Annotated in this window: 15 protein-coding genes; 6 read left to right on the top strand and 9 right to left on the bottom strand. The window is 63.7% G+C overall.

The features are described from left to right. Nucleotides 1-47: 47 nt before the first annotated feature. From QUV21_RS11195 to QUV21_RS11185, 3 genes are read right to left on the bottom strand one after another with little or no spacing between them, the layout of a single operon-like run. Entirely contained in the window at nucleotides 48-425 is a 378-nt protein-coding gene (locus QUV21_RS11195; protein WP_300854983.1) for a DUF6173 family protein, read from the bottom strand. Further along, nucleotides 422-1,450: an MBL fold metallo-hydrolase gene (locus QUV21_RS11190; protein ID WP_300854982.1), complete on the bottom strand. Its 1,029-nt coding sequence runs from the start codon at nucleotides 1,448-1,450 to the stop codon at nucleotides 422-424. Before QUV21_RS11190 ends, QUV21_RS11195 begins: the two co-directional genes overlap by 4 nt. Further along, nucleotides 1,447-3,150 carry an acyl-CoA dehydrogenase gene (locus QUV21_RS11185; protein WP_300854981.1) on the bottom strand — a complete coding sequence of 568 codons (1,704 nt, stop codon included), beginning with the start codon at nucleotides 3,148-3,150 and terminating at the stop codon, nucleotides 1,447-1,449. The genes QUV21_RS11190 and QUV21_RS11185 overlap by 4 nt, the downstream gene beginning before the upstream one ends. A gap of 137 nt (nucleotides 3,151-3,287) precedes the next feature. Between QUV21_RS11185 and QUV21_RS11180 the strand changes: the two genes are divergently transcribed. Further along, the gene (locus tag QUV21_RS11180) at nucleotides 3,288-4,244 is read left to right on the top strand and encodes an L-threonylcarbamoyladenylate synthase (RefSeq protein ID WP_300854979.1); all 957 of its coding nucleotides are present in this window, start codon (nucleotides 3,288-3,290) and stop codon (nucleotides 4,242-4,244) included. Between the two features lie 24 nt (nucleotides 4,245-4,268). Here QUV21_RS11180 and QUV21_RS11175 read toward each other — a convergent pair whose 3' ends face one another. Continuing rightward, nucleotides 4,269-4,964 carry a glutathione S-transferase N-terminal domain-containing protein gene (locus QUV21_RS11175; protein WP_300854978.1) on the bottom strand — a complete coding sequence of 232 codons (696 nt, stop codon included), beginning with the start codon at nucleotides 4,962-4,964 and terminating at the stop codon, nucleotides 4,269-4,271. A gap of 151 nt (nucleotides 4,965-5,115) precedes the next feature. Between QUV21_RS11175 and mscL the strand changes: the two genes are divergently transcribed. Further along, entirely contained in the window at nucleotides 5,116-5,487 is a 372-nt protein-coding gene (gene mscL / locus QUV21_RS11170) for a large conductance mechanosensitive channel protein MscL (protein WP_300854977.1), read from the top strand. Between the two features lie 58 nt (nucleotides 5,488-5,545). Here mscL and QUV21_RS11165 read toward each other — a convergent pair whose 3' ends face one another. After that, nucleotides 5,546-6,151 carry a ferric reductase-like transmembrane domain-containing protein gene (locus tag QUV21_RS11165; protein ID WP_300854976.1) on the bottom strand — a complete coding sequence of 202 codons (606 nt, stop codon included), beginning with the start codon at nucleotides 6,149-6,151 and terminating at the stop codon, nucleotides 5,546-5,548. Between the two features lie 53 nt (nucleotides 6,152-6,204). Then, complete coding sequence (ald, locus tag QUV21_RS11160) at nucleotides 6,205-7,323, bottom strand: alanine dehydrogenase (RefSeq protein WP_300854975.1); 1,119 nt, start codon at nucleotides 7,321-7,323, stop codon at nucleotides 6,205-6,207. 158 nt (nucleotides 7,324-7,481) lie between these two features. Between ald and QUV21_RS11155 the strand changes: the two genes are divergently transcribed. Both QUV21_RS11155 and QUV21_RS11150 read left to right on the top strand, forming a co-directional pair. Then, nucleotides 7,482-7,940: an Lrp/AsnC family transcriptional regulator gene (locus tag QUV21_RS11155; RefSeq protein WP_300854974.1), complete on the top strand. Its 459-nt coding sequence runs from the start codon at nucleotides 7,482-7,484 to the stop codon at nucleotides 7,938-7,940. Nucleotides 7,941-8,114: 174 nt separating this feature from the next. Beyond that, nucleotides 8,115-9,005, top strand: a complete 891-nt coding sequence (locus QUV21_RS11150) for a DMT family transporter (protein ID WP_300854972.1) — start codon at nucleotides 8,115-8,117, stop codon at nucleotides 9,003-9,005. Nucleotides 9,006-9,199: 194 nt separating this feature from the next. Here the strand turns inward: QUV21_RS11150 and QUV21_RS11145 are convergent, their stop codons facing one another. The 3 genes from QUV21_RS11145 to QUV21_RS11135 form a co-directional block, all read right to left on the bottom strand. Beyond that, nucleotides 9,200-12,154, bottom strand: a complete 2,955-nt coding sequence (locus tag QUV21_RS11145; protein WP_300854971.1) for a DNA translocase FtsK — start codon at nucleotides 12,152-12,154, stop codon at nucleotides 9,200-9,202. A gap of 7 nt (nucleotides 12,155-12,161) precedes the next feature. After that, a complete protein-coding gene (locus QUV21_RS11140; RefSeq protein WP_300854970.1) occupies nucleotides 12,162-13,340 on the bottom strand; it encodes an aminotransferase class I/II-fold pyridoxal phosphate-dependent enzyme in 1,179 nt (392 codons plus the stop codon). A 166-nt stretch (nucleotides 13,341-13,506) separates the two neighbouring features. Further along, nucleotides 13,507-14,838 carry an amidase family protein gene (locus tag QUV21_RS11135; RefSeq protein WP_300854968.1) on the bottom strand — a complete coding sequence of 444 codons (1,332 nt, stop codon included), beginning with the start codon at nucleotides 14,836-14,838 and terminating at the stop codon, nucleotides 13,507-13,509. A 77-nt stretch (nucleotides 14,839-14,915) separates the two neighbouring features. Here QUV21_RS11135 and QUV21_RS11130 point away from each other — a divergent pair, with 77 nt between their 5' ends. Together QUV21_RS11130 and QUV21_RS11125 are read left to right on the top strand one after the other, a co-directional pair. Beyond that, nucleotides 14,916-16,145: an FAD-dependent monooxygenase gene (locus QUV21_RS11130; RefSeq protein ID WP_300854966.1), complete on the top strand. Its 1,230-nt coding sequence runs from the start codon at nucleotides 14,916-14,918 to the stop codon at nucleotides 16,143-16,145. Between the two features lie 211 nt (nucleotides 16,146-16,356). After that, the gene (locus tag QUV21_RS11125; RefSeq protein ID WP_300854965.1) at nucleotides 16,357-17,631 is read left to right on the top strand and encodes an ABC transporter substrate-binding protein; all 1,275 of its coding nucleotides are present in this window, start codon (nucleotides 16,357-16,359) and stop codon (nucleotides 17,629-17,631) included. Nucleotides 17,632-17,667 lie beyond the last annotated feature (36 nt).

Raw genomic sequence — 17,667 nt, 5'->3', positions numbered from 1 at the left:
ATTCTTCCGGGCCTGTCACGGGGGGCGGGGGCGGCCAATTCGCCGCGTCAGGCCGAAGCATCCCCCGAACCGCCACCCGTCCAGCCAGTGGTCAGCTGAAACCCGATGCGGCGAGGCGGATCGTCGGTTTCATCATCCTTCGATATGGCGCGAAGCGTCACGGAAAGCTGGCTGACATGCTGGATCAGCTGAGTCCGGGTGCCTGTCTCATCCATCCCGTAGAAAGTGACGATATCCGGCGGGAAAAAGCCGATGCCCTCGATGCGCAACACGCCTGTTGCGTCCCCGGCAAAGCCCATTGTGATTTCCTGTTCGGCGTCCAGCCGGGATTCGAAGTCCCGGATATAAAGAACCAACTGGTCATGCGCCCGTTCGGCCGGGCTCTTGATGCGTCTTGCTTTCCGTTTGGTCGCTGTCGTCGTCATCCCTGACGTTCCCATTCCCATGCACCTTGAGGGGTCAGGGAACGCAAAACCAGACCACGCCGCAATAGGCAGTTCAGATGGGCAACCGATTCGACCAGCGCAAGCGAGAATTCCGCAGGCCCGACCTCGCGCTTGAAAAGCGGCACAAAGCATTGGGCGGCGGTTCGGGGGATGGACAGGTGATCCAAAAGCCGGATCAGCGCGCTTTCGTGGTTTTCAATCATCTGGCCAAGCCGGAAAGGCAGGCCGGTGAAGGGCAGCTTGTGGCCCGGCAACACAAGCTGACGATCGCTGGCATGGGGCATGAAGGCGCGGCAACTGTCCAGCCAGTCGGTCAGCGGGTCGGCCTCGGGTTCTGTTGGATAGACGCCGATATTTGCGGAAATGCCGGGCAGGAACTGATCACCCCCCAGAATGATCCCGTCATCCGACCAAAGGGTCACATGGTCGGGTGCGTGGCCGTGGCCGATACGCACGCCCCACTGGCGCCCGGCGATGGTCAGGCGCGCGCCTTCGGTCAGGCGGGTAAAGCCAAGCGGCATCGGGTCGACAACATCGGCAAAGTTGAACGGGCGTTCAGCGGCACGCTTGGCCAGATCGGCTTCGGACAGCCCCGCGCGGCGGTAAAAGCTCAGCGCTTCGGGCGCGGGGCGGTCTTGCGCATCAAGCGTCAGCATCCGGGCGTAAAGCCATGCGGTCCGGGTGGTCAGAAGTTCCGCCCCTTGGGACTGGAACCAGCCGACAAGGCCGACATGATCGGGGTGGTGGTGGGTCAGGATCACCCGGGTCACGGGTTTGCCCTGCAAGGGGCCGGCCAGCAGTTTTTCCCAGATGGTCTTTGTCCGGCGCGACGACAGGCCGGCGTCGATGATCGTCCAGCCGGGGCCATCATCAAGCGCATAGATGTTCACATGGTCCAGCGCCATCGGCAGCGGCAGGCGCAGCCAAAGGACGCCGGGGGCCACTTCGACAGCGCCGCCTTCCGGGGGCGGGGTGTCGAACGGGTGGCGGATGCCTTCGGTCACGCGGCGAAATCCTCATGGGTCAGGGCATAAAGCCCGGCGGCACCTTCGCGCGCCTGCGCAAAAAGCGCCAGATGTTCAGGCATCAGGCGGCGGATCATCACCCGGGCCAACGGCAACCTTGCGGGGTCTGCCAGCGCGGCTTTCAGATGCGCATGGCCGCCCAGCACCCGGGCAAAGCCGCGCAGGTAGGCCACCGCCCCGGCAAAACGGTCGTTGAGAGGTTGGGCCAACAGCGCCGAGGTCGCCTCGCGCAGGGCATGGGCGGCCTGCCAGACATCTGCGGCAAGGTCGGGAAGGCTGGCGCGCGCGGCGTCAGTGTCACGCAGCACTTCGTCGATCAGCCGGAACGCGGCCTCGCCGCCATCGGCCATCTTGCGGGCCACAAGGTCCATGGCCTGAATCCCGTTGGTGCCTTCGTAGATCGGCGTGATCCGCACATCACGCAGGAATTGTGCCGCGCCGGTTTCTTCGATGAACCCCATGCCGCCGTGAATCTGGATGCCCAGATGCGCCACCTCGCAGCCGATATCAGTGCCATACGCCTTGGCGATGGGGGTCAGAAGTGCCGCCCTTGCCTGCCAGGCGGCGCTGCCGATGGCAGTTGCCATGTCGATGGCCACGGCGCAGGACAGCGCGATGGACCGGGCCGCAAAGACCTCGGCGCGCATCGATGCCAGCATCCGCCGCACATCGGCATGGTCAATGATCGCACCATCCGGTGCAAGCGGGGTCGCACCCTGCCGCCGGTCAGAGGCATAGGCCACCGCCTGCTGGAGCGCGGCCTCGGCCACCCCAACGCCTTGCACGGCCACCGAAAGACGGGCGTTGTTCATCATCGTGAACATCGCCGCCATGCCCTTGTGTGGCTCGCCCACCAGCCAGCCGGTTGCCCCGTCAAACTGCATCACGCAGGTCGGGCTGCCGTGGATGCCCAGCTTGTGTTCAAGACTGATCGCCCGCAGGCTGTTGCGAGGTCCGGGGTTTCCCGCCGCATCGGGAATGAACTTCGGCACCATGAACAGGCTGATGCCTCTGGTCCCCTCGGCGGCACCCGGCAGACGCGCCAGCACCAGATGACAGACATTCGCCACCAGATCGCTGTCGCCCCAGGTGATATAGATCTTCTGGCCGCTGACCCGGTAGGTTCCATCGCCCGCCGGTTCCGCCTTGGCCCGCAAGGCGCCGACATCGGACCCGGCTTGCGGTTCGGTCAGGTTCATCGTGCCGGACCACTCGCCCGAGGTCAGCTTTGGCAGATAAAGTGCCTTGATCGCATCGCTGGCATGATGTTCCAGCGCCTCGATCTGGCCCTTTGTCAAAAGCGGCTTCAGTTGCAGCGCAAGACAGGCGCCGGACATCATGTCATCGACCCCAAGCGCAAGGGAAATCGGCAGACCCATGCCGCCATATTCGGGGCTTGCCGCAATGCCGACCCAGCCCCCAGTCGCAAGTGCGCGGTAGCCCTCGGCGAACCCAGGAGACGACAGGACCGCGCCATTTTCCAGCCGCGCGGGGTGCGTGTCGCCCGCACGGTTCAGGGGGGCAAGGACATCGGTCGCAATCCGCCCCGCCTCGGTCAGGATGGCGTCGGCCATGTCGGGTGTGGCGGCGGCAAAACGCGCGGTGGCGGTGACCTGTTCAAACCCCACCACATGATCGAGGATGAAGCGGATATCCTTGAGCGGGGCGCGATAGGGCATTGGGAACTCCTGTCAAAGGCTTGGCAAAATGGGGGGGCTGCCGTATGGACGCCCAATCAGACGCTATCCCTTTCACGCCCCCCTTCAAGGCGGACGCTGCGTCAGATAGCTGACCCGAACCCGATGGCCTGCAACTCATGACCGCAACCCTTGCCCCAGATGACGCCGGGATCGCCGAGGCTGCAAGGCTGTTGCGGCAGGGCGAACTGGTCGCCTTTCCGACCGAAACGGTCTACGGGCTGGGCGGCGATGCACGGTCAGACCATGCCGTCGCGCGGATATTCGAGGCGAAGGGCCGGCCAAGTTTCAACCCGCTGATCGTGCATCTGCCGGATCTGGCGGCGGTTGAAGCGGTGGCCATTGTCGGCCCGGTCGCGCGTGATCTGGCGCTTGCGTTCTGGCCGGGGCCTTTGACCCTTGTGCTGCCGCTGCGGGAAGATGCGGGCGTGTCGCCACTGGTGACGGCGGGGCTTTCGACCGTTGCTGTCCGGGTGCCGGAACATCCCCTTGCGCAACGCCTGCTGCGCGCCTTTGGCGGCCCGGTCGCGGCGCCTTCGGCCAACCCGTCGGGGCGGGTGTCCCCGACCCGGGCGGCGCATGTGCTGGAAGGTCTGAGTGGCCGGATTGCCGCCGTTCTGGATGGCGGTTCTTGCGCCGTCGGGTTGGAATCGACGATCGTGCTGGCTGACCCAGACACCAACTCTCACCCGGTGCTGTTGCGACCCGGCGGTCTTCCGCTCGAAGCACTTGAGGCGGCGCTGGGCCGACCCCTTGGCATGGCCGGGGATGCGGGAAAGCCCACGTCGCCCGGTCAGCTGGCGTCGCATTATGCGCCCGAGGCTGGGGTACGGCTTGACGCGGTAACGGCGCGACCCGGTGAAGTTCTGGTCGGCTTTGGCCCGGTCAGGGGCGCGCTTTCGCTGTCTGAATCGGGTGATCTGGTCGAGGCGGCAGCGCGGCTGTTCCAGACCCTGCGCGAGGCGGACCGGCTGGCTGGCCCGGCTGGCCACATCGCCTTTGCGCCGGTGCCAGAGCGGGGTCTTGGCCGCGCCATCAATGACCGGCTGCGCCGCGCCGCCGCGCCCCGGGGTTAAGGCGCGGCGATCAAACCCCGGCAATCAAACCCGGGGCGGCTGCACCAATCCGGCCTGCACGGCAGGGCGGGCAAGGAAGCGGTCAAGATAGGCCGGAACGTGTTTCAACTGGCCCCAGCCCGCGATATCGGCCGCCTGATAAAAGTCCCGCAGGGTCCGCAGCCATGGGCAGATCGCGATATCGGCAATGGAATATTCGCCGACAATCCAGTCTTTCCCCGCCAGAGCCCCGTCCAGCACCTTCAACAGGCGTTCCGCCTCGGCCCGGTAGCGTTCCTTGGGGCGGGGATCATCCACATCCTTGCCCGCGAAATGGTGAAAATAGCCAAGCTGGCCGAACATCGGCCCGATGCCGCCCATCTGGAACATCAGCCACTGAACCGTTTCCCAATGTTTGCCCACAGGGATCAGCTTGCCCGACTTTTCCGCCAGAAAAAGCAGGATCGCCCCGCTTTCGAACAGCGCCAGCGGCACGCCCGCCGGACCGGCCGGATCGATGATCGCGGGGATCTTGTTGTTGGGATTGAGGCTAAGAAATTCTGCCGACATCTGGTCGTTGCGGCCAAAGTCCACCAGATGCGCGTCATAGGGCAACCCGGTTTCTTCCAGCGCGATGGATGCTTTCACTCCATTCGGTGTCGGCAGGGAATAAAGCTGAATGGCCCCCGGGGTGCGGGGTGGCCAGCGCCGGGTGATCGGATGATTGGCAAGCTCTGGCAAGGCAGGCTCCTTTCAAGGACTGATGGCCAAGCTTAGTGAAAAATTCCCCGTTCGAAACCGCCTCTGGCTGTGCGATAGTTTCGGCGGGCCTGCGCGCCTGTGCAATCAGAATGCTTGCCAACCAAGGCAGGCGGCAAAAGGGAACCGAGGAATGCTTAACGAATTCAAGACCTTCATTGCGCGCGGCAACGTGCTTGATCTTGCCGTCGGTGTCGTCATCGGCGCTGCGTTTACTGCCATCGTCGGATCATTGGTGGAAGATCTTATCAATCCCATGATCGGCCTGATCATTGGCGGAATTGATTTCTCGTCCTGGGGGTTCGGGGTGGGAGACGCACGTTTCAACATCGGTAACTTCATCAACGCCGTGATCAAGTTCCTGATCGTGGCCTGGGTGGTGTTCCTGATCGTGAAGGCGGTCAACCGGATGATGCCGAAAAAGGAAGATGCCCCCGCCGCTCCGGCCGGGCCTACGGACAATGACCTGCTGAAGGATATCCTGGCCGAGCTGAAGAAAGCCTGAGCCATCTGCGGTCAGACTGGCAAGGCTCGCAAGATCAGTCTTGCGGGCCTTTTGCATGTCAGGTCGCTGGCGTCGGCCGCGGGCGCAGATACCAGAACCAGAACCTGTAGACCCAAAGCGCCAGCAGCGGGCCGAAATGAACCGCTGCGGCGGGCCAACTGCCCCAGTTGTGCAAGGCGGCCCAGTGGATCAGCACCAGAACCGCCGCCGGATAGGCGAGCCGTTGCAGCGACTTCCAGCCCGCATGCAGCCAGCGTTGGGCAGCATTGTTCGATGACATCACCAGCGGAAGAAACAGCAGCATCGCCAGCCAGCCCGTCCAGATTTCAACGTGCTGCAAGGCAGCCAAGATCCGGTCAAGACTGCCACGGTCAACCACATAGACAATGGTATGGAGCGCGGCATAAACGAAGGCCGCCACCTCGATGTCGCGGCGATGGTGGACCAGCCAGCGCGGCCAACTGCGGCCCTTGAACAGCAGCATCAGACCCGAGGCCATCATGCCGATGATCATGAGCCGTGCCGCCCACTCTCCGGTCGGGTGCAGCAGGCGATGAAACGCCCGGGCGTCATCCCCGAAAAGCGGCCCCAGAAGCGGAAGGGCCGGCAAGGCCAGGATGACCCAGAGGATAAGCGTCGAAGGCTTCTGGCCGAAGAGAGTCATGGGTCACCTGTGCATGGTCCCAGGTTTTACGGCAGGCCGACAGTTTTCCGTCGTCAGAAGTTCAACGCCTCCGCCGCCGGAATGGTTGGCAGGCCAAGCGCCACCCCCACCGCCTCATAGGTCAGCTTGCCCGCATGCACATTCAGCCCTGCCAGAAGATGCCGGTCCTCGGCGCAGGCCATTTTCCAGCCCTTGTCGGCCAAGGCCAGCATGAAGGGCATCGTTGCATTTCCCAGCGCCAGCGTGGAGGTCCGCGCCACCGCGCCGGGCATGTTGGCCACGCAATAATGCATGATCCCGTCCACCTCGTAGATCGGATCCTGATGGGTGGTGGCTTTTGACGTCTCGAAACAACCGCCCTGGTCGATGGCCACATCCACCAGCGCCGCGCCCGGCTTCAGTTCCTTCAGCTGGGCTTTGGAGATCAGCTTGGGTGCTGCTGCCCCCGGGATCAGCACCGCACCGATGATCAGGTCTGCCTCACGCGCCAGCGTGATGGTGTTCCCTGCGCTGGCATAGGCGTTCTTGAACTGCCCGCCGAACACGTCATCCAGATAGCGCAGTCGGTTGATTGACCGGTCAATGACCGTGACATCCGCCCCCATCCCGGCCGCGATCTTGGCGGCATGCGTCCCCACGACACCGCCGCCGATCACCAGCACCTTCGCCGGCAAGACACCCGGAACGCCGCCCAGAAGCACACCGCGCCCGCCATTGGCCTTCTGCAAGGTCCAGGCACCCACCTGAGGCGCAAGCCGCCCCGCAACCTCGGACATCGGGGCAAGCAGGGGCAGTCCGCCCCGGTCATCCGTGACCGTCTCATAGGCAATGCAGGTCGCACCGGATTTCAAGAGATCCGTGGTCTGCGCCGGATCGGGCGCAAGGTGCAGATAGGTGAACAGCACCTGCCCCTCACGCAGACGCTTGCGCTCGACCGCCTGGGGCTCTTTGACCTTTACGATCATGTCGGCCTTTTCGAACACCTCGTCTGCCGTATCGACGATCTTCGCCCCCGCCGCCTTGTAGTCGGCGTCGGTGAAGCCGGCACCAACGCCTGCCCCCTTTTCGATGATCACCTTGTGACCATGGCCGACCGCCTCACGCGCCGCGTCCGGCGTCATGCCAACGCGAAATTCCTGCGGCTTGATTTCCTTCGGGCAACCGATTTTCATGATTCTCTCCCTGCGGGATTGATCCCGTAACTTTTCATTTGTGGGATCAGTCTTTGCCTGTTCAGGCGGCAATACTTTGAATTCTGAGTGACTTGTCGGAAAATCGGCAGTAGGATTCTTCGGATAATCCGGATTTCTTCGAAGAACCCACCAGAAACATGGATCTTGACGCCACAGACCGCCGCATCCTGACCGTCCTGCAAAAGGATGGCCGGATTACAAACGCCGAGTTGTCCGAAATGGTGAACCTGTCACCCTCGGCCTGCCACCGGCGTGTTCAGCGGCTGGAGGACGACGGGTATATCGCCGGCTATGTGGCCCTGCTCGACACCCGCAAGATGGGGCGTCTTACCACGGTCTTCGTGGAAATCACCCTGCAAAGCCAGGCCGAAGACCTGCTTGACGCCTTTGAGCGTGAAGTGGCCCGGGTGCCGGACCTGCTGGAATGTCACCTGATGGCCGGAACCGCGGACTACCTGCTGAAGATCATGGCCGAAGACACCGAAGATTTCGCCCGCATCCACCGCCAGTTCCTGTCTCGCTTGCCCGGGGTGCGGCAGATGCAATCGTCCTTTGCCTTGCGGACCGTCGTGAAGACGACAGCGCTGGCGGTCTAGCTGTGCCAGCGCGCATGGCCCGACACGGGCAAAGAGACAGAGATCCACGCGCAAGCTCTTTTGCCCCCCGCAAACATCCTGAAGCGGCCCGATGGAAAGACAACGGAACATGGCACGCGTTCGGCCGGTATCACTGCGGTCAGGAAAGATCACCATGACAGGATCCGGCAAGACATGAGCACAACCTTCTGGGCCTCTGCAATTGTCCTTTGCACCGGCATTTTCTGGGGAATCTACTGGCTCCCGGTGCGCGCCATCGCCGAGCTTGGGCTTGATGGGGCCTGGGGAACGGGTGCGATCACCTTGGCCGCCGCGCTTTTCCTGCTTCCGGGCATCATCGGTGGAAAACGTTCATTTCGTGATGAAAATCCGCTGGGAATGGCATCAATCCTGCTTGGCGGGGCGGCTTTCGCACTTTACTCGATCGGATTTCTTTACGGGAAAGTAGCGCTTGTCGTGTTGCTGTGGTTCTTCAGCCCCGTCTGGAGCGTTCTGATCGCAAGGTATGTGTTGCGCTGGCACGTTCCCAAGTTGCGACTGGTCGCGATAGCCGTGGGGTTTGCCGGGCTGTTCATCATGCTGGGCGGTGAAGGTGAAATCCCGCTTCCAGACAGTCTGGGGGAATGGATGGCCTTTGCAGGCGGGCTCATCTGGGCGGTGGCAACGGCGGGTATGCGCCTGAAGTCTCAGGTTCCGCCGGGATCAGCAGCATTCCTGTTCGCCGTTGGCGCCACCGCAACCTCGTTCATTTTCGCGCCGTTCCTCGAACCCCTGCCCAGGATCGCCACAGCTGACCTCGTGACCGTCGCGGGCTACGTCCTTTTGACCGGGGGGGTCTGGTGGGGCTTGTCAATCGCCGCCCTGATGTGGGCAACGCTTCGGCTTGATCCGGCACGGGTCGGCATTCTCTTGATGCCCGAGGTGATTATCGGTTCTTTGACCGCGGCGATGTTCGCGGGCGAAAGCCTTGCACCCAACGAAGTGATCGGCGGAGCGTTGGTCATCTTCTGCGGTGTCCTGGAAGTCTGGCCGACACGGGCCAAAAGACAAGCCACAGCGCCTTAGCCAAAGGCCAGAGTTGGCACATCGATGATCGTCGATGCGCCATCGATCGTGATGTTGCTCAAATGAGCATCAAGGCCATTGCCGAACAGGGAAAGGCAATCGCTGCCACGACTTCATCGGGATGCGCAGGACGGCCCGACAGGGTCTGCGGGGCTCTTTTGCGCAAATCGGCCGATGGCAGGATCAGGCCGACTTCAACGCTCTTCCACCAGAATTTCCCGTTTGCCGACATGGTTCGCGCGGGTGACGACGCCCTGATCTTCCATCTGTTCCACCAGTCGGGCGGCCTTGTTGTAGCCGATCCCAAGTTTGCGCTGGATGTAAGAGGTGGAGCATTTGCGGTCCCGCGCGACAATGGCAACGGCCTGATCGTAAAGCGTATCGTCGCCTTCGGAATTCAGGCCAAGCACGGCGTCAATCTCGTTGTCACGCTCATCATCCAGGCTTTCCACCACGCCGGACATATAGACCGGCGGGCCGAAGGATTTGAGGTGGTTGACGATTTCCTCCACTTCCTCATCCGATACGAACGGGCCATGGATCCGGGTGATCTTGGCACCGTTGCCCATGTAAAGCATGTCGCCCATGCCAAGCAGTTGCTCGGCGCCCTGTTCGCCAAGGATCGTGCGGCTGTCGATCTTGGAGGTGACCTGAAAGCTGATCCGGGTCGGGAAGTTGGCCTTGATCGTGCCGGTGATCACATCGACGCTGGGTCGCTGCGTTGCCATGATAAGGTGGATGCCGCTTGCGCGGGCCATCTGGGCAAGGCGCTGGATGCAGGCTTCGATTTCCTTGCCGGCCACCATCATCAGGTCGGCCATCTCGTCCACGATGACCACGATATAGGGCAGCGCCACGGGGGCGAATTCCTCGGTCTCGAAGATCGGGTCACCGGTCTCCTCGTCAAAACCGGTCTGGATGGTGCGCTTGAACATCTCGCCCTTGGCCAGCGCTTCACGCACGCGGCCATTGTAGCCCTCGATGTTGCGCACGCCCATCTTGGACATCTTGCGGTAACGTTCCTCCATCTCTCCGACGACCCATTTCAGGGCCACCACGGCCTTCTTCGGGTCGGTGACGACAGGGGACAGAAGATGCGGGATGCCGTCATAGACGGACAGTTCCAGCATTTTCGGGTCAATCATGATCAACCGGCATTCCTCGGGCGTCAGCTTGTAGAGAAGCGACAGGATCATGGTGTTGATCGCGACGGATTTGCCCGAACCGGTGGTCCCGGCGATCAGAAGGTGGGGCATCTTGGCAAGGTTCGCCACCACAGGCTCGCCGCCAATATCCTTGCCCAAGGCAAGCGGCAGGCGCATCTGGCTGTCGCCAAAGTCGCGGGCCGAGATGATTTCTCGCAAGACCACCTTTTCGCGGATCGCGTTCGGTAGTTCGATCCCGATGACCGTGCGCCCCGGAACGGTGGAAACGCGGGCGGAAAGCGCCGACATGCTGCGCGCGATATCGTCGGCAAGGCCGATCACCCGGCTGGCCTTCAGGCCCGGCGCGGGTTCCAGTTCGTACATGGTAACGACCGGACCGGGGCGGACAGCGGTGATTTCACCCTTCACACCGTAATCGTCCAGAACGCTTTCCAGCATCCGCGCGTTTTCTTCCAGCGCCTCGTCGGAAAGCTGGGTGCGCTGGATGGCGACGGGGGCGGACAGCAGGTTCAGCGGTGGAAGCTCATAGGCCGGAGCCACCTCGTCAAACCGCAGGCCGGGCTGGGTTTCCGCCAAGGCCTGACGTGACGGGGCGGCTTTGCGTGCCGCATGCTGAACAACGGCGCGGCGGTCGGCGCTGCCGGCAAAAAGGCGCGGACTGGGCAGATCGTCGTCGATCAGGCTGTCATCCTCGTCCTCATCCCATGCGCTGTCTGCGGCGAACATGTTTGCCGGAAGGCCTTCATCTTCCTCTGTCATATCCGATTGCCATTGGGGTTCTTCGGTCAGTGGCGGAACGGCGACACGTGGCGGGGCTCCAAGCGGCCGGGTGTCGGCCATCAGGACAACCGGGCCACGCGGGCGCACCACCGGCGGCTCCATCCGCGCGGCGGAGGCTTGCGGCACGGGATCGGGCGCGCGCTGAACCCGGTTGCGGATGACATCGGATATGCGGGCCTTTATGCGGTCTTCGCTGGGCAGGGTTGCATCCCAGGCCGCATCGGACAGGTGTTGTTCCACCAGTTCGGGCTGCGGATCCGCGGCGCGGCGGAGGCGGGCAAGGAAGCCTGTCTTTTCACGCACCGGCGCGGGTTCGGGTGCAAGGCCGGGCCGATCGGCCCGGGGTTCGGCCCGGATATCGGCGCGAAGCGCGGCGGGCGCTACGCGAGCCGGGTTGGCGCGCAGAGGTTCGGGGGTCATTCCGGAACCGGTAACCGGGGGCATGGACCGACGAGCCGGGTTGGCCTCGCGCCCCAGCGGCGCCGATGACACCACGGCAGAGCGGTTGCGGGCGCGCTCTTGCATCGCACGCGCACCCACCACGGCACCACGGGCGCCAGTGCCAAGCCCGGAGGCCAGCGCCGAATAGCCCATGATCGACCCGACAATCAGAAACCGCCACATCATCCGCAACTCGGCCATATCGAAACCGGTGACGTAAAGCAGCATCGCCAAAAGGCCGGCAAACGTCAGCAGCGACAGAAGTTTCAACCCGAAACCCGCCGACCCCGGCATGACACCGATCAGCGACCCCAGCACGGTATCGCCGAACAGCCCGCCCAGACCGAAGGAGTGTGACCAATCCGCCCCCGGGACCAGAGTCGCGGCATAAATCGACGCCAGCGCGACGGCGATCACGGCAAAGACCACTCGCCCCAGCGCCCTTTCGCCGCCACGATGCGCCATGAACCGGCCGCCCCAGACCGCAAGGATCACCGGAATGGCCCATGTGCCTTGTCCGATCAGGATGATCAGCGTCGACGCGACCGCCGCTCCGAAACGGCCAAAGAAATTCTGTGCCGGTTCTTCGGTAGCAACCATCCAGCCCGGATCGTCCGGGGAGTAGCTTCCCAGCATCAAGGCAAAGGCAAGTGCCAGCAGGATGAGGACCAGCCCAACAAGCTCGCGCCCGCGGCGTTCCAGCATTGCCTGTGTGCCTTGATCCAGAAGCGGATCGCGCTGCCGTGCCTGAAAGGATGCCATGTTTACCTCACCCGTATAGACAGTCGCGAAGCTGGCTCAGCCCGCGCTGCGTTTCTTCTGCCGGGGCGACAAGCGCGACCCGGATATATCCCTTGCCGGGGTTCTGGCCCCCGGCATCGCGCGACAGATAGGCGCCGGGCAGAACCCGCACCCCCGTTTCGCGCCAAAGTTTCAGCGTCGCCGCTTCGCCATCTTCAACCGGCAGCCACAGGAAAAAGCCGCCATCGGGGGCCTGATAGCCTTGCAGCCCGGCAAAGATCTGGTCGGCCCCGGCGAATTTCGCCTGATAAAGCTTGCGCGAGGCGGTGACATGGGCCTCGTCCTGCCAGCAGGCCTCGGCCACCTTTTGCAGCGGCAGCGGCAGTGGCGCCCCGGCAAAGGCACGCAACTGGCGCAGGCGCAGCATGCATTCGGGGCCAGCGGCGACAAAGCCGGACCGCAAGCCCGGCAGGTTCGACCGTTTGGACAGCGAATGGAACACCAGCGCGCGCTCGGGGTCGGCGCCTTGCTGCTGGGCGATCTGGAGCAGGCCCGGCGGGGGGGCAGCGCGCCAGATCTCGGAATAACACTCATCAGCGAGGACGCGGAAATCGTGCTTTTCGGCCAGCGCCAACAGGTCGGCAAGATAATCTGCCGAGGCGACAGCGCCTTGCGGATTGGCGGGCGAGCAGATGTAGGCAAGGGCCACCCGGTCCAGAATGTCCTGCGGCAGGCTGCCGTAATCCGGCAGATGGCCAGTGGCTGAGGTTGCGGGAACATAAACCGGTTCCGCCCCCACGGTCAGCGCGGCCACGGCATAGACCTGATAAAACGGGTTCGGCATCAAGATGACCGGCTTTTTCCCGGCTTTCATTTCCGGGCAAAGCGCGATTGCTGCATTGAACAACCCTTCGCGCGTGCCGTTGAGGACCATTAGCCGATCTTCGGTCACGGTCACGCCATAGCGCCGCGCGATCCAGCCAGAAATGGCGGACAACAGTTCCGGGGTGCCGTCGTTCGGAGGGTAAACCCCAAAGCCCGCAAGGTTGGCGGCAAGGATAGGGCCGACAAAGTCCGGCATGGCATGGCGCGGCTCGCCAATGGTCATGGCAATGGGCGCACCGCCGGGGGGGTGCGCGTCAAGTAGCTTCCGCAAGCGCGGAAACGCATAGTCTGGCAGGTTCGAAAACCGCTCAGGAAACGCCATTGCTGCCTCAAGGTCGGGGTCTATGCGCCCCATTTCATCCAACGATAGCGAGCGATGTGGCCAACGTCCAGAAAAACCAACCCGGTTAGAGGGTTGGCAGGCCGGGCTGTGGCTTTTTGGCAGAGGCGAAGCGCGCAGCGAAGAATCCGCGCGGAAATTCCTTGCCCTACCGCAGCGCCCGTTCTGCCGCCGCCCCCAGCCGCAAGAGCCGCGCCTCTGCCCCCGGCGCGGCCATCAGGCTGATCCCGCAGGATGGCTGCGATGTCGGCAGGGTAAGGGCGCAAAGCCCCATCAGATTGCCGATCCGCGTATTTCGAAGCGCCAGCAGGTTTTCACTGATGTAATAGGCGTCATCGGTCATCAGGCGGTTGGCATCAGGCGGCAGGATGGGGGCGGTCGGCAGGATCACCGCGTCAAAGGCGGCCGTCAGATCTGCCCAGACCGCACGGATGGCATGCAGACGGCGCCATGCGGCGACGTAATCCATCGCGGTGAAATTCGCACCGGACCGGAACCGTTCCAATATCCGCGGGAACATCCTTTCCGGTGCTTTTTCAATTGTATCGTGCCAGATGCCATAGGCCTCGGCAGTAAAGAGGATGGCGGAAAGCCCCATTGCCTCGGCCAGTTCGGGAACAGAAATCCGGTCGATCTTCGCGCCATTGCGCGCAAGGCGGGTCACCGCGTCGTCAAACCCTGCGGCGGGGCGGTCGCGCAAGTCATCCAGTGCCACGGTTTCCAGCACGGCAAGACGCAGGCCGGAAAGATCAATGCCCGAAAGGTCTGTCGGCCGGGTGCCATGCAAGGCGGCAAGGATATGGGCGCAATCCTCGACCGAATGGGCAAGGGGGCCGATGGTGTCAAACATCCCGCACAACGGAACGGTCCCGGTCAAAGGCAGGCTGCCCGCAGTGGTCTTCAGGCCGACCAGATCATTCCAGGCGGCAGGAATACGGACCGACCCGCCGGTGTCAGACCCGATGGCCGCCGGGGCAAGGCCGAAGGCGACCGACGCAGCGGCGCCAGAGGAAGACCCGCCCGGCACCGCGCGGTCATCGTTCAGGCAGGGCGGCGTAGCCGTGACGGGGTTCAGCCCCAGACCGGAAAAGGCAAGCTCGGACATATGCGTCTTGCCAAGGCAGACCAGACCCTGAAGCGTAGCTGTTTCCAATACGGCGGCGTCACGGGCGGGGGTGCGGCCTTTCAGCAGGGCCGAACCTGCCTCGGTCGCGGTCCCTGCCGTGTCGAAAAGGTCTTTCCAGCTGATCGGCACGCCATCCAAGAGTCCCTTGCGCAGACCTGTCTTGGCGCGCGCGGCGGCGGACATCGCCTCGGCTCGTGCGCGGGCGGCGGTTGTGCGGGTGTAGATGCGGGGCGAAAGCGGGTGGCTGTCGATGGCATCAAGAAAGGCTTCGGCCAGTTCCACAGGATGGATGCGGCCGTTGCCAATCTCGCGCCCCAGTTCCGAAGCGGTCATGTTTGCCCATGTGCCGGTCATGTGATCCCCCGTTTCGCCCGAAGGTAGCGGCTTGGCGACGCATGGACAATCCGTTGCGAGGCGGCATAACTGGCGGCATGGCATGGCACACAGACATCCTGATTGCGGGCGGCGGCCTGAACGGCCCGGCCTTGGCTTTGGCGCTGGCTCAAGGTGGGTTTCGCGTCACGGTGGTTGATGCGCGCCCGGCACCGGCGCGGGCCGAAGCGGGGTTTGACGGTCGCGCCTATGCGCTGGCGATAGCTTCGGTTCGCCTGTTGAAGGCGATCGGGGTCTGGGACGCAGTGGCGGAAAAGGCGCAGCCGATCCTTGAGATCAAGGCAAGCGATGGTCGCGCCGGCGAAGGGGCGGCCCCTTTCTTCCTGCATTTTGACCATGCCGAGATCGAGGAAGGCCCGATGGGCCACATGCTGGAAGACCGCTACCTTTACGCGGCCTTTCTGGCGGCGATGCAGGCGGCACCCGGCGTGACCCTGCTGTCGGGGGAAACGGTGGTTGCGCAGGAAGCCGGGCCTGCGGGGGTTTCGGTGACGCTTGCCTCGGGCAAGGTGCTTACGGCGGGGCTTCTGGTCGGCTGTGACGGCCGGGGCTCGGGCGTGGCGACCCGGGCCGGGATCAAGCGCGTCGGCTGGGGCTACGGACAGACCGCCCTTGTCACCGCGATCCACCACGAACGCGATCATGGCGGCGTCGCGCAGCAGTTCTTCATGCCTTCGGGTCCGCTGGCCATTCTGCCGCTGAAGGGTGGCCATCATTCCAGCATCGTCTGGAGCGAAAGCGCCGAGACCGCAGCCGCCATTCAGGCGCTGCCGGACGACCAGTATCTGGAAGCGCTGCGCCCCCGCTTTGGCGATTTTCTGGGCGAGATCAGCCTTGCCGGGGCGCGGTTCACCTATCCCCTCTCGCTGTCTCTGGCAGAACACTTCGTGGCAGACCGGGTGGCACTGGTCGGCGATGCGGCGCATGGGGTCCATCCGATTGCCGGGCAGGGCCTGAACCTTGGCCTGCGCGATGTGGCGGCTCTGGCCGAGGTGCTGATCCTGGCCCGTCGCCGTGGCGAAGAGCCGGGAAGTGCCGTGGCGCTGGAAGAATACCAGCGCTGGCGGCGGTTCGATGCAACGCTGCTTGCGCTGGGGATGGATACGGTGAACCGGGTGTTTTCAACCGACAACCCGATCCTGCGGCTGGGGCGTGATCTTGGCATGGGCGTCGTCGCGGCGTTGCCATCCCTGCGGCGTGGCTTCATCCGGCAGGCCGCAGGGCTCACCGGCGAGCTGCCGAAGCTGCTCACAGGGCGGCCGATCTGACCGGCCCTCGCCGGTCATAGGCCCGAAATTCATACCATAAAGATATATTAGGCGCGGTTCATACGATCATATTCACCTGATCGGCAGCGTAACTTCCCTCCATCGCAGCACGCCTGTCCCCTCTGGAGGAGAGGGGCCAAGGCCCTTTGCGGACCGGGTTGCCCGATTGACCCGCCGCAGGGATACGAACGCCAACACAGGGAGGAACAGAATGATCACCCGCCGCACGCTCTTGAAATCCGGGGCCGCCGTTGCCGCCGCCTCGTCCGCGCTGGGCCTGCCGGCCTATGCCCAGACCAAGAAACTGAAGATCGGCTATGTCAGCCCGCAGACCGGCCCGCTTTCGGCCTTCTCGGCGGCGGATAGCTTCATGGTGGAAAAGTTCCTTGCCTCGGCCCCCGGACTGGGGCTGGAGGTCGAGGTCATCGTGAAGGACAGCCAGTCAAACCCGAACCGCGCCGCCGAAGTTGCCAAGGAACTTATCAGCCGTGACGAGGTGAACCTGATCCTTGTCGCCTCGACCCCGGAAACCACCAACCCGGTCTGTTCGATTGCCGAACAGGAAGAAATTCCCGTCATCTCGACCGTGGCGCCGTGGCAGCCGTGGTTCATCGGCCAGCAGGGCAACCCCGGCGATCCGGGCAGCTGGCAGGAATTCGACTACGTCTACCACTTCTTCTGGGGGCTGGAAGACAACATCGCCACCTTCATGAACATGTGGAATTCCGTCGATACCAACAAGAAGGTCGGCGCGCTTTGGCCCAACGATGGCGACGGCAATGCCTGGGCCTCGCCCGATGTGGGCATGCCCCCGGCGCTGGCGGCACAGGGCTATGAGCTGACCGATCCGGGCCGCTACCAGAACCTGACCGATGATTTCAGCGCACAGGTCAACGCCTTCAAGGCCGCCGGCTGCGAGATCATGACCGGCATCCCGATCCCGCCGGACTTCACGACCTTCTGGACCCAGGCCAAGCAGCAGGGCTTCAACCCCAAGCTGGTGTCGGTTGCCAAGGCGCTTCTGTTCCCCGAAAGCGTCGCCGCACTGGGCGATCTGGGCCACAACCTGACGGCCGAGGTCTGGTGGTCTCCAAACCATCCGTTCACGTCCAGCCTTACGGGCGAAAGTGCCGCCGATCTTGCAGCGGCCTTCGAGGCAGCGGCCGGGCGGCAGTGGACAATGCCGGTGGGCTTTGTCCATGCGCTGTTCGAAGTGGCCGCCAACGCGATTGCCCGCACCGATGACCCGACCGACGGCGCAGCACTGGCCGAGGCGATTGCCACCACCAACCTTGATACGGTCGTGGGCAAGGTCCAGTGGGGCCGCGACAACGTGCCGGAATTTGCGCGCAAGAACGTGTCGAAGACCCCGCTGGTCGGCGGCCAGTGGCGCCGCAAGGACGATGGCACCTTCGATCTGGTGATCGTGGAAAACGCCGGCGCCCCGGAAATTCCGCTGGGTGGCACGCTGGAAACCCTGTCCTGATCTGAACCGGCCCCGGCGCGCAGGTGCCGGGGCCAA

Origin of the sequence: Tabrizicola sp. (genome assembly GCF_030373185.1) — a bacterium.
Taxonomy (GTDB): domain Bacteria; phylum Pseudomonadota; class Alphaproteobacteria; order Rhodobacterales; family Rhodobacteraceae; genus Tabrizicola.
This window is presented reverse-complemented; position numbering and strand designations above follow the sequence as displayed.

Excerpts from the sequence above, each read along its gene's own strand:
- QUV21_RS11195 (WP_300854983.1), bottom strand. The coding sequence starts at position 425 with ATGACGACGACAGCGACCAAACGGAAAGCAAGACGCATCAAGAGCCCG.
- QUV21_RS11185 (WP_300854981.1), bottom strand. The coding sequence starts at position 3,150 with ATGCCCTATCGCGCCCCGCTCAAGGATATCCGCTTCATCCTCGATCAT.
- QUV21_RS11180 (WP_300854979.1), top strand. The coding sequence starts at position 3,288 with ATGACCGCAACCCTTGCCCCAGATGACGCCGGGATCGCCGAGGCTGCA.
- mscL (WP_300854977.1), top strand. The coding sequence starts at position 5,116 with ATGCTTAACGAATTCAAGACCTTCATTGCGCGCGGCAACGTGCTTGAT.
- QUV21_RS11165 (WP_300854976.1), bottom strand. The coding sequence starts at position 6,151 with ATGACTCTCTTCGGCCAGAAGCCTTCGACGCTTATCCTCTGGGTCATC.
- ald (WP_300854975.1), bottom strand. The coding sequence starts at position 7,323 with ATGAAAATCGGTTGCCCGAAGGAAATCAAGCCGCAGGAATTTCGCGTT.
- QUV21_RS11155 (WP_300854974.1), top strand. The coding sequence starts at position 7,482 with ATGGATCTTGACGCCACAGACCGCCGCATCCTGACCGTCCTGCAAAAG.
- QUV21_RS11150 (WP_300854972.1), top strand. The coding sequence starts at position 8,115 with ATGAGCACAACCTTCTGGGCCTCTGCAATTGTCCTTTGCACCGGCATT.
- QUV21_RS11145 (WP_300854971.1), bottom strand. The coding sequence starts at position 12,154 with ATGGCATCCTTTCAGGCACGGCAGCGCGATCCGCTTCTGGATCAAGGC.
- QUV21_RS11140 (WP_300854970.1), bottom strand. The coding sequence starts at position 13,340 with ATGGCGTTTCCTGAGCGGTTTTCGAACCTGCCAGACTATGCGTTTCCG.
- QUV21_RS11135 (WP_300854968.1), bottom strand. The coding sequence starts at position 14,838 with ATGACCGGCACATGGGCAAACATGACCGCTTCGGAACTGGGGCGCGAG.
- QUV21_RS11130 (WP_300854966.1), top strand. The coding sequence starts at position 14,916 with ATGGCATGGCACACAGACATCCTGATTGCGGGCGGCGGCCTGAACGGC.
- QUV21_RS11125 (WP_300854965.1), top strand. The coding sequence starts at position 16,357 with ATGATCACCCGCCGCACGCTCTTGAAATCCGGGGCCGCCGTTGCCGCC.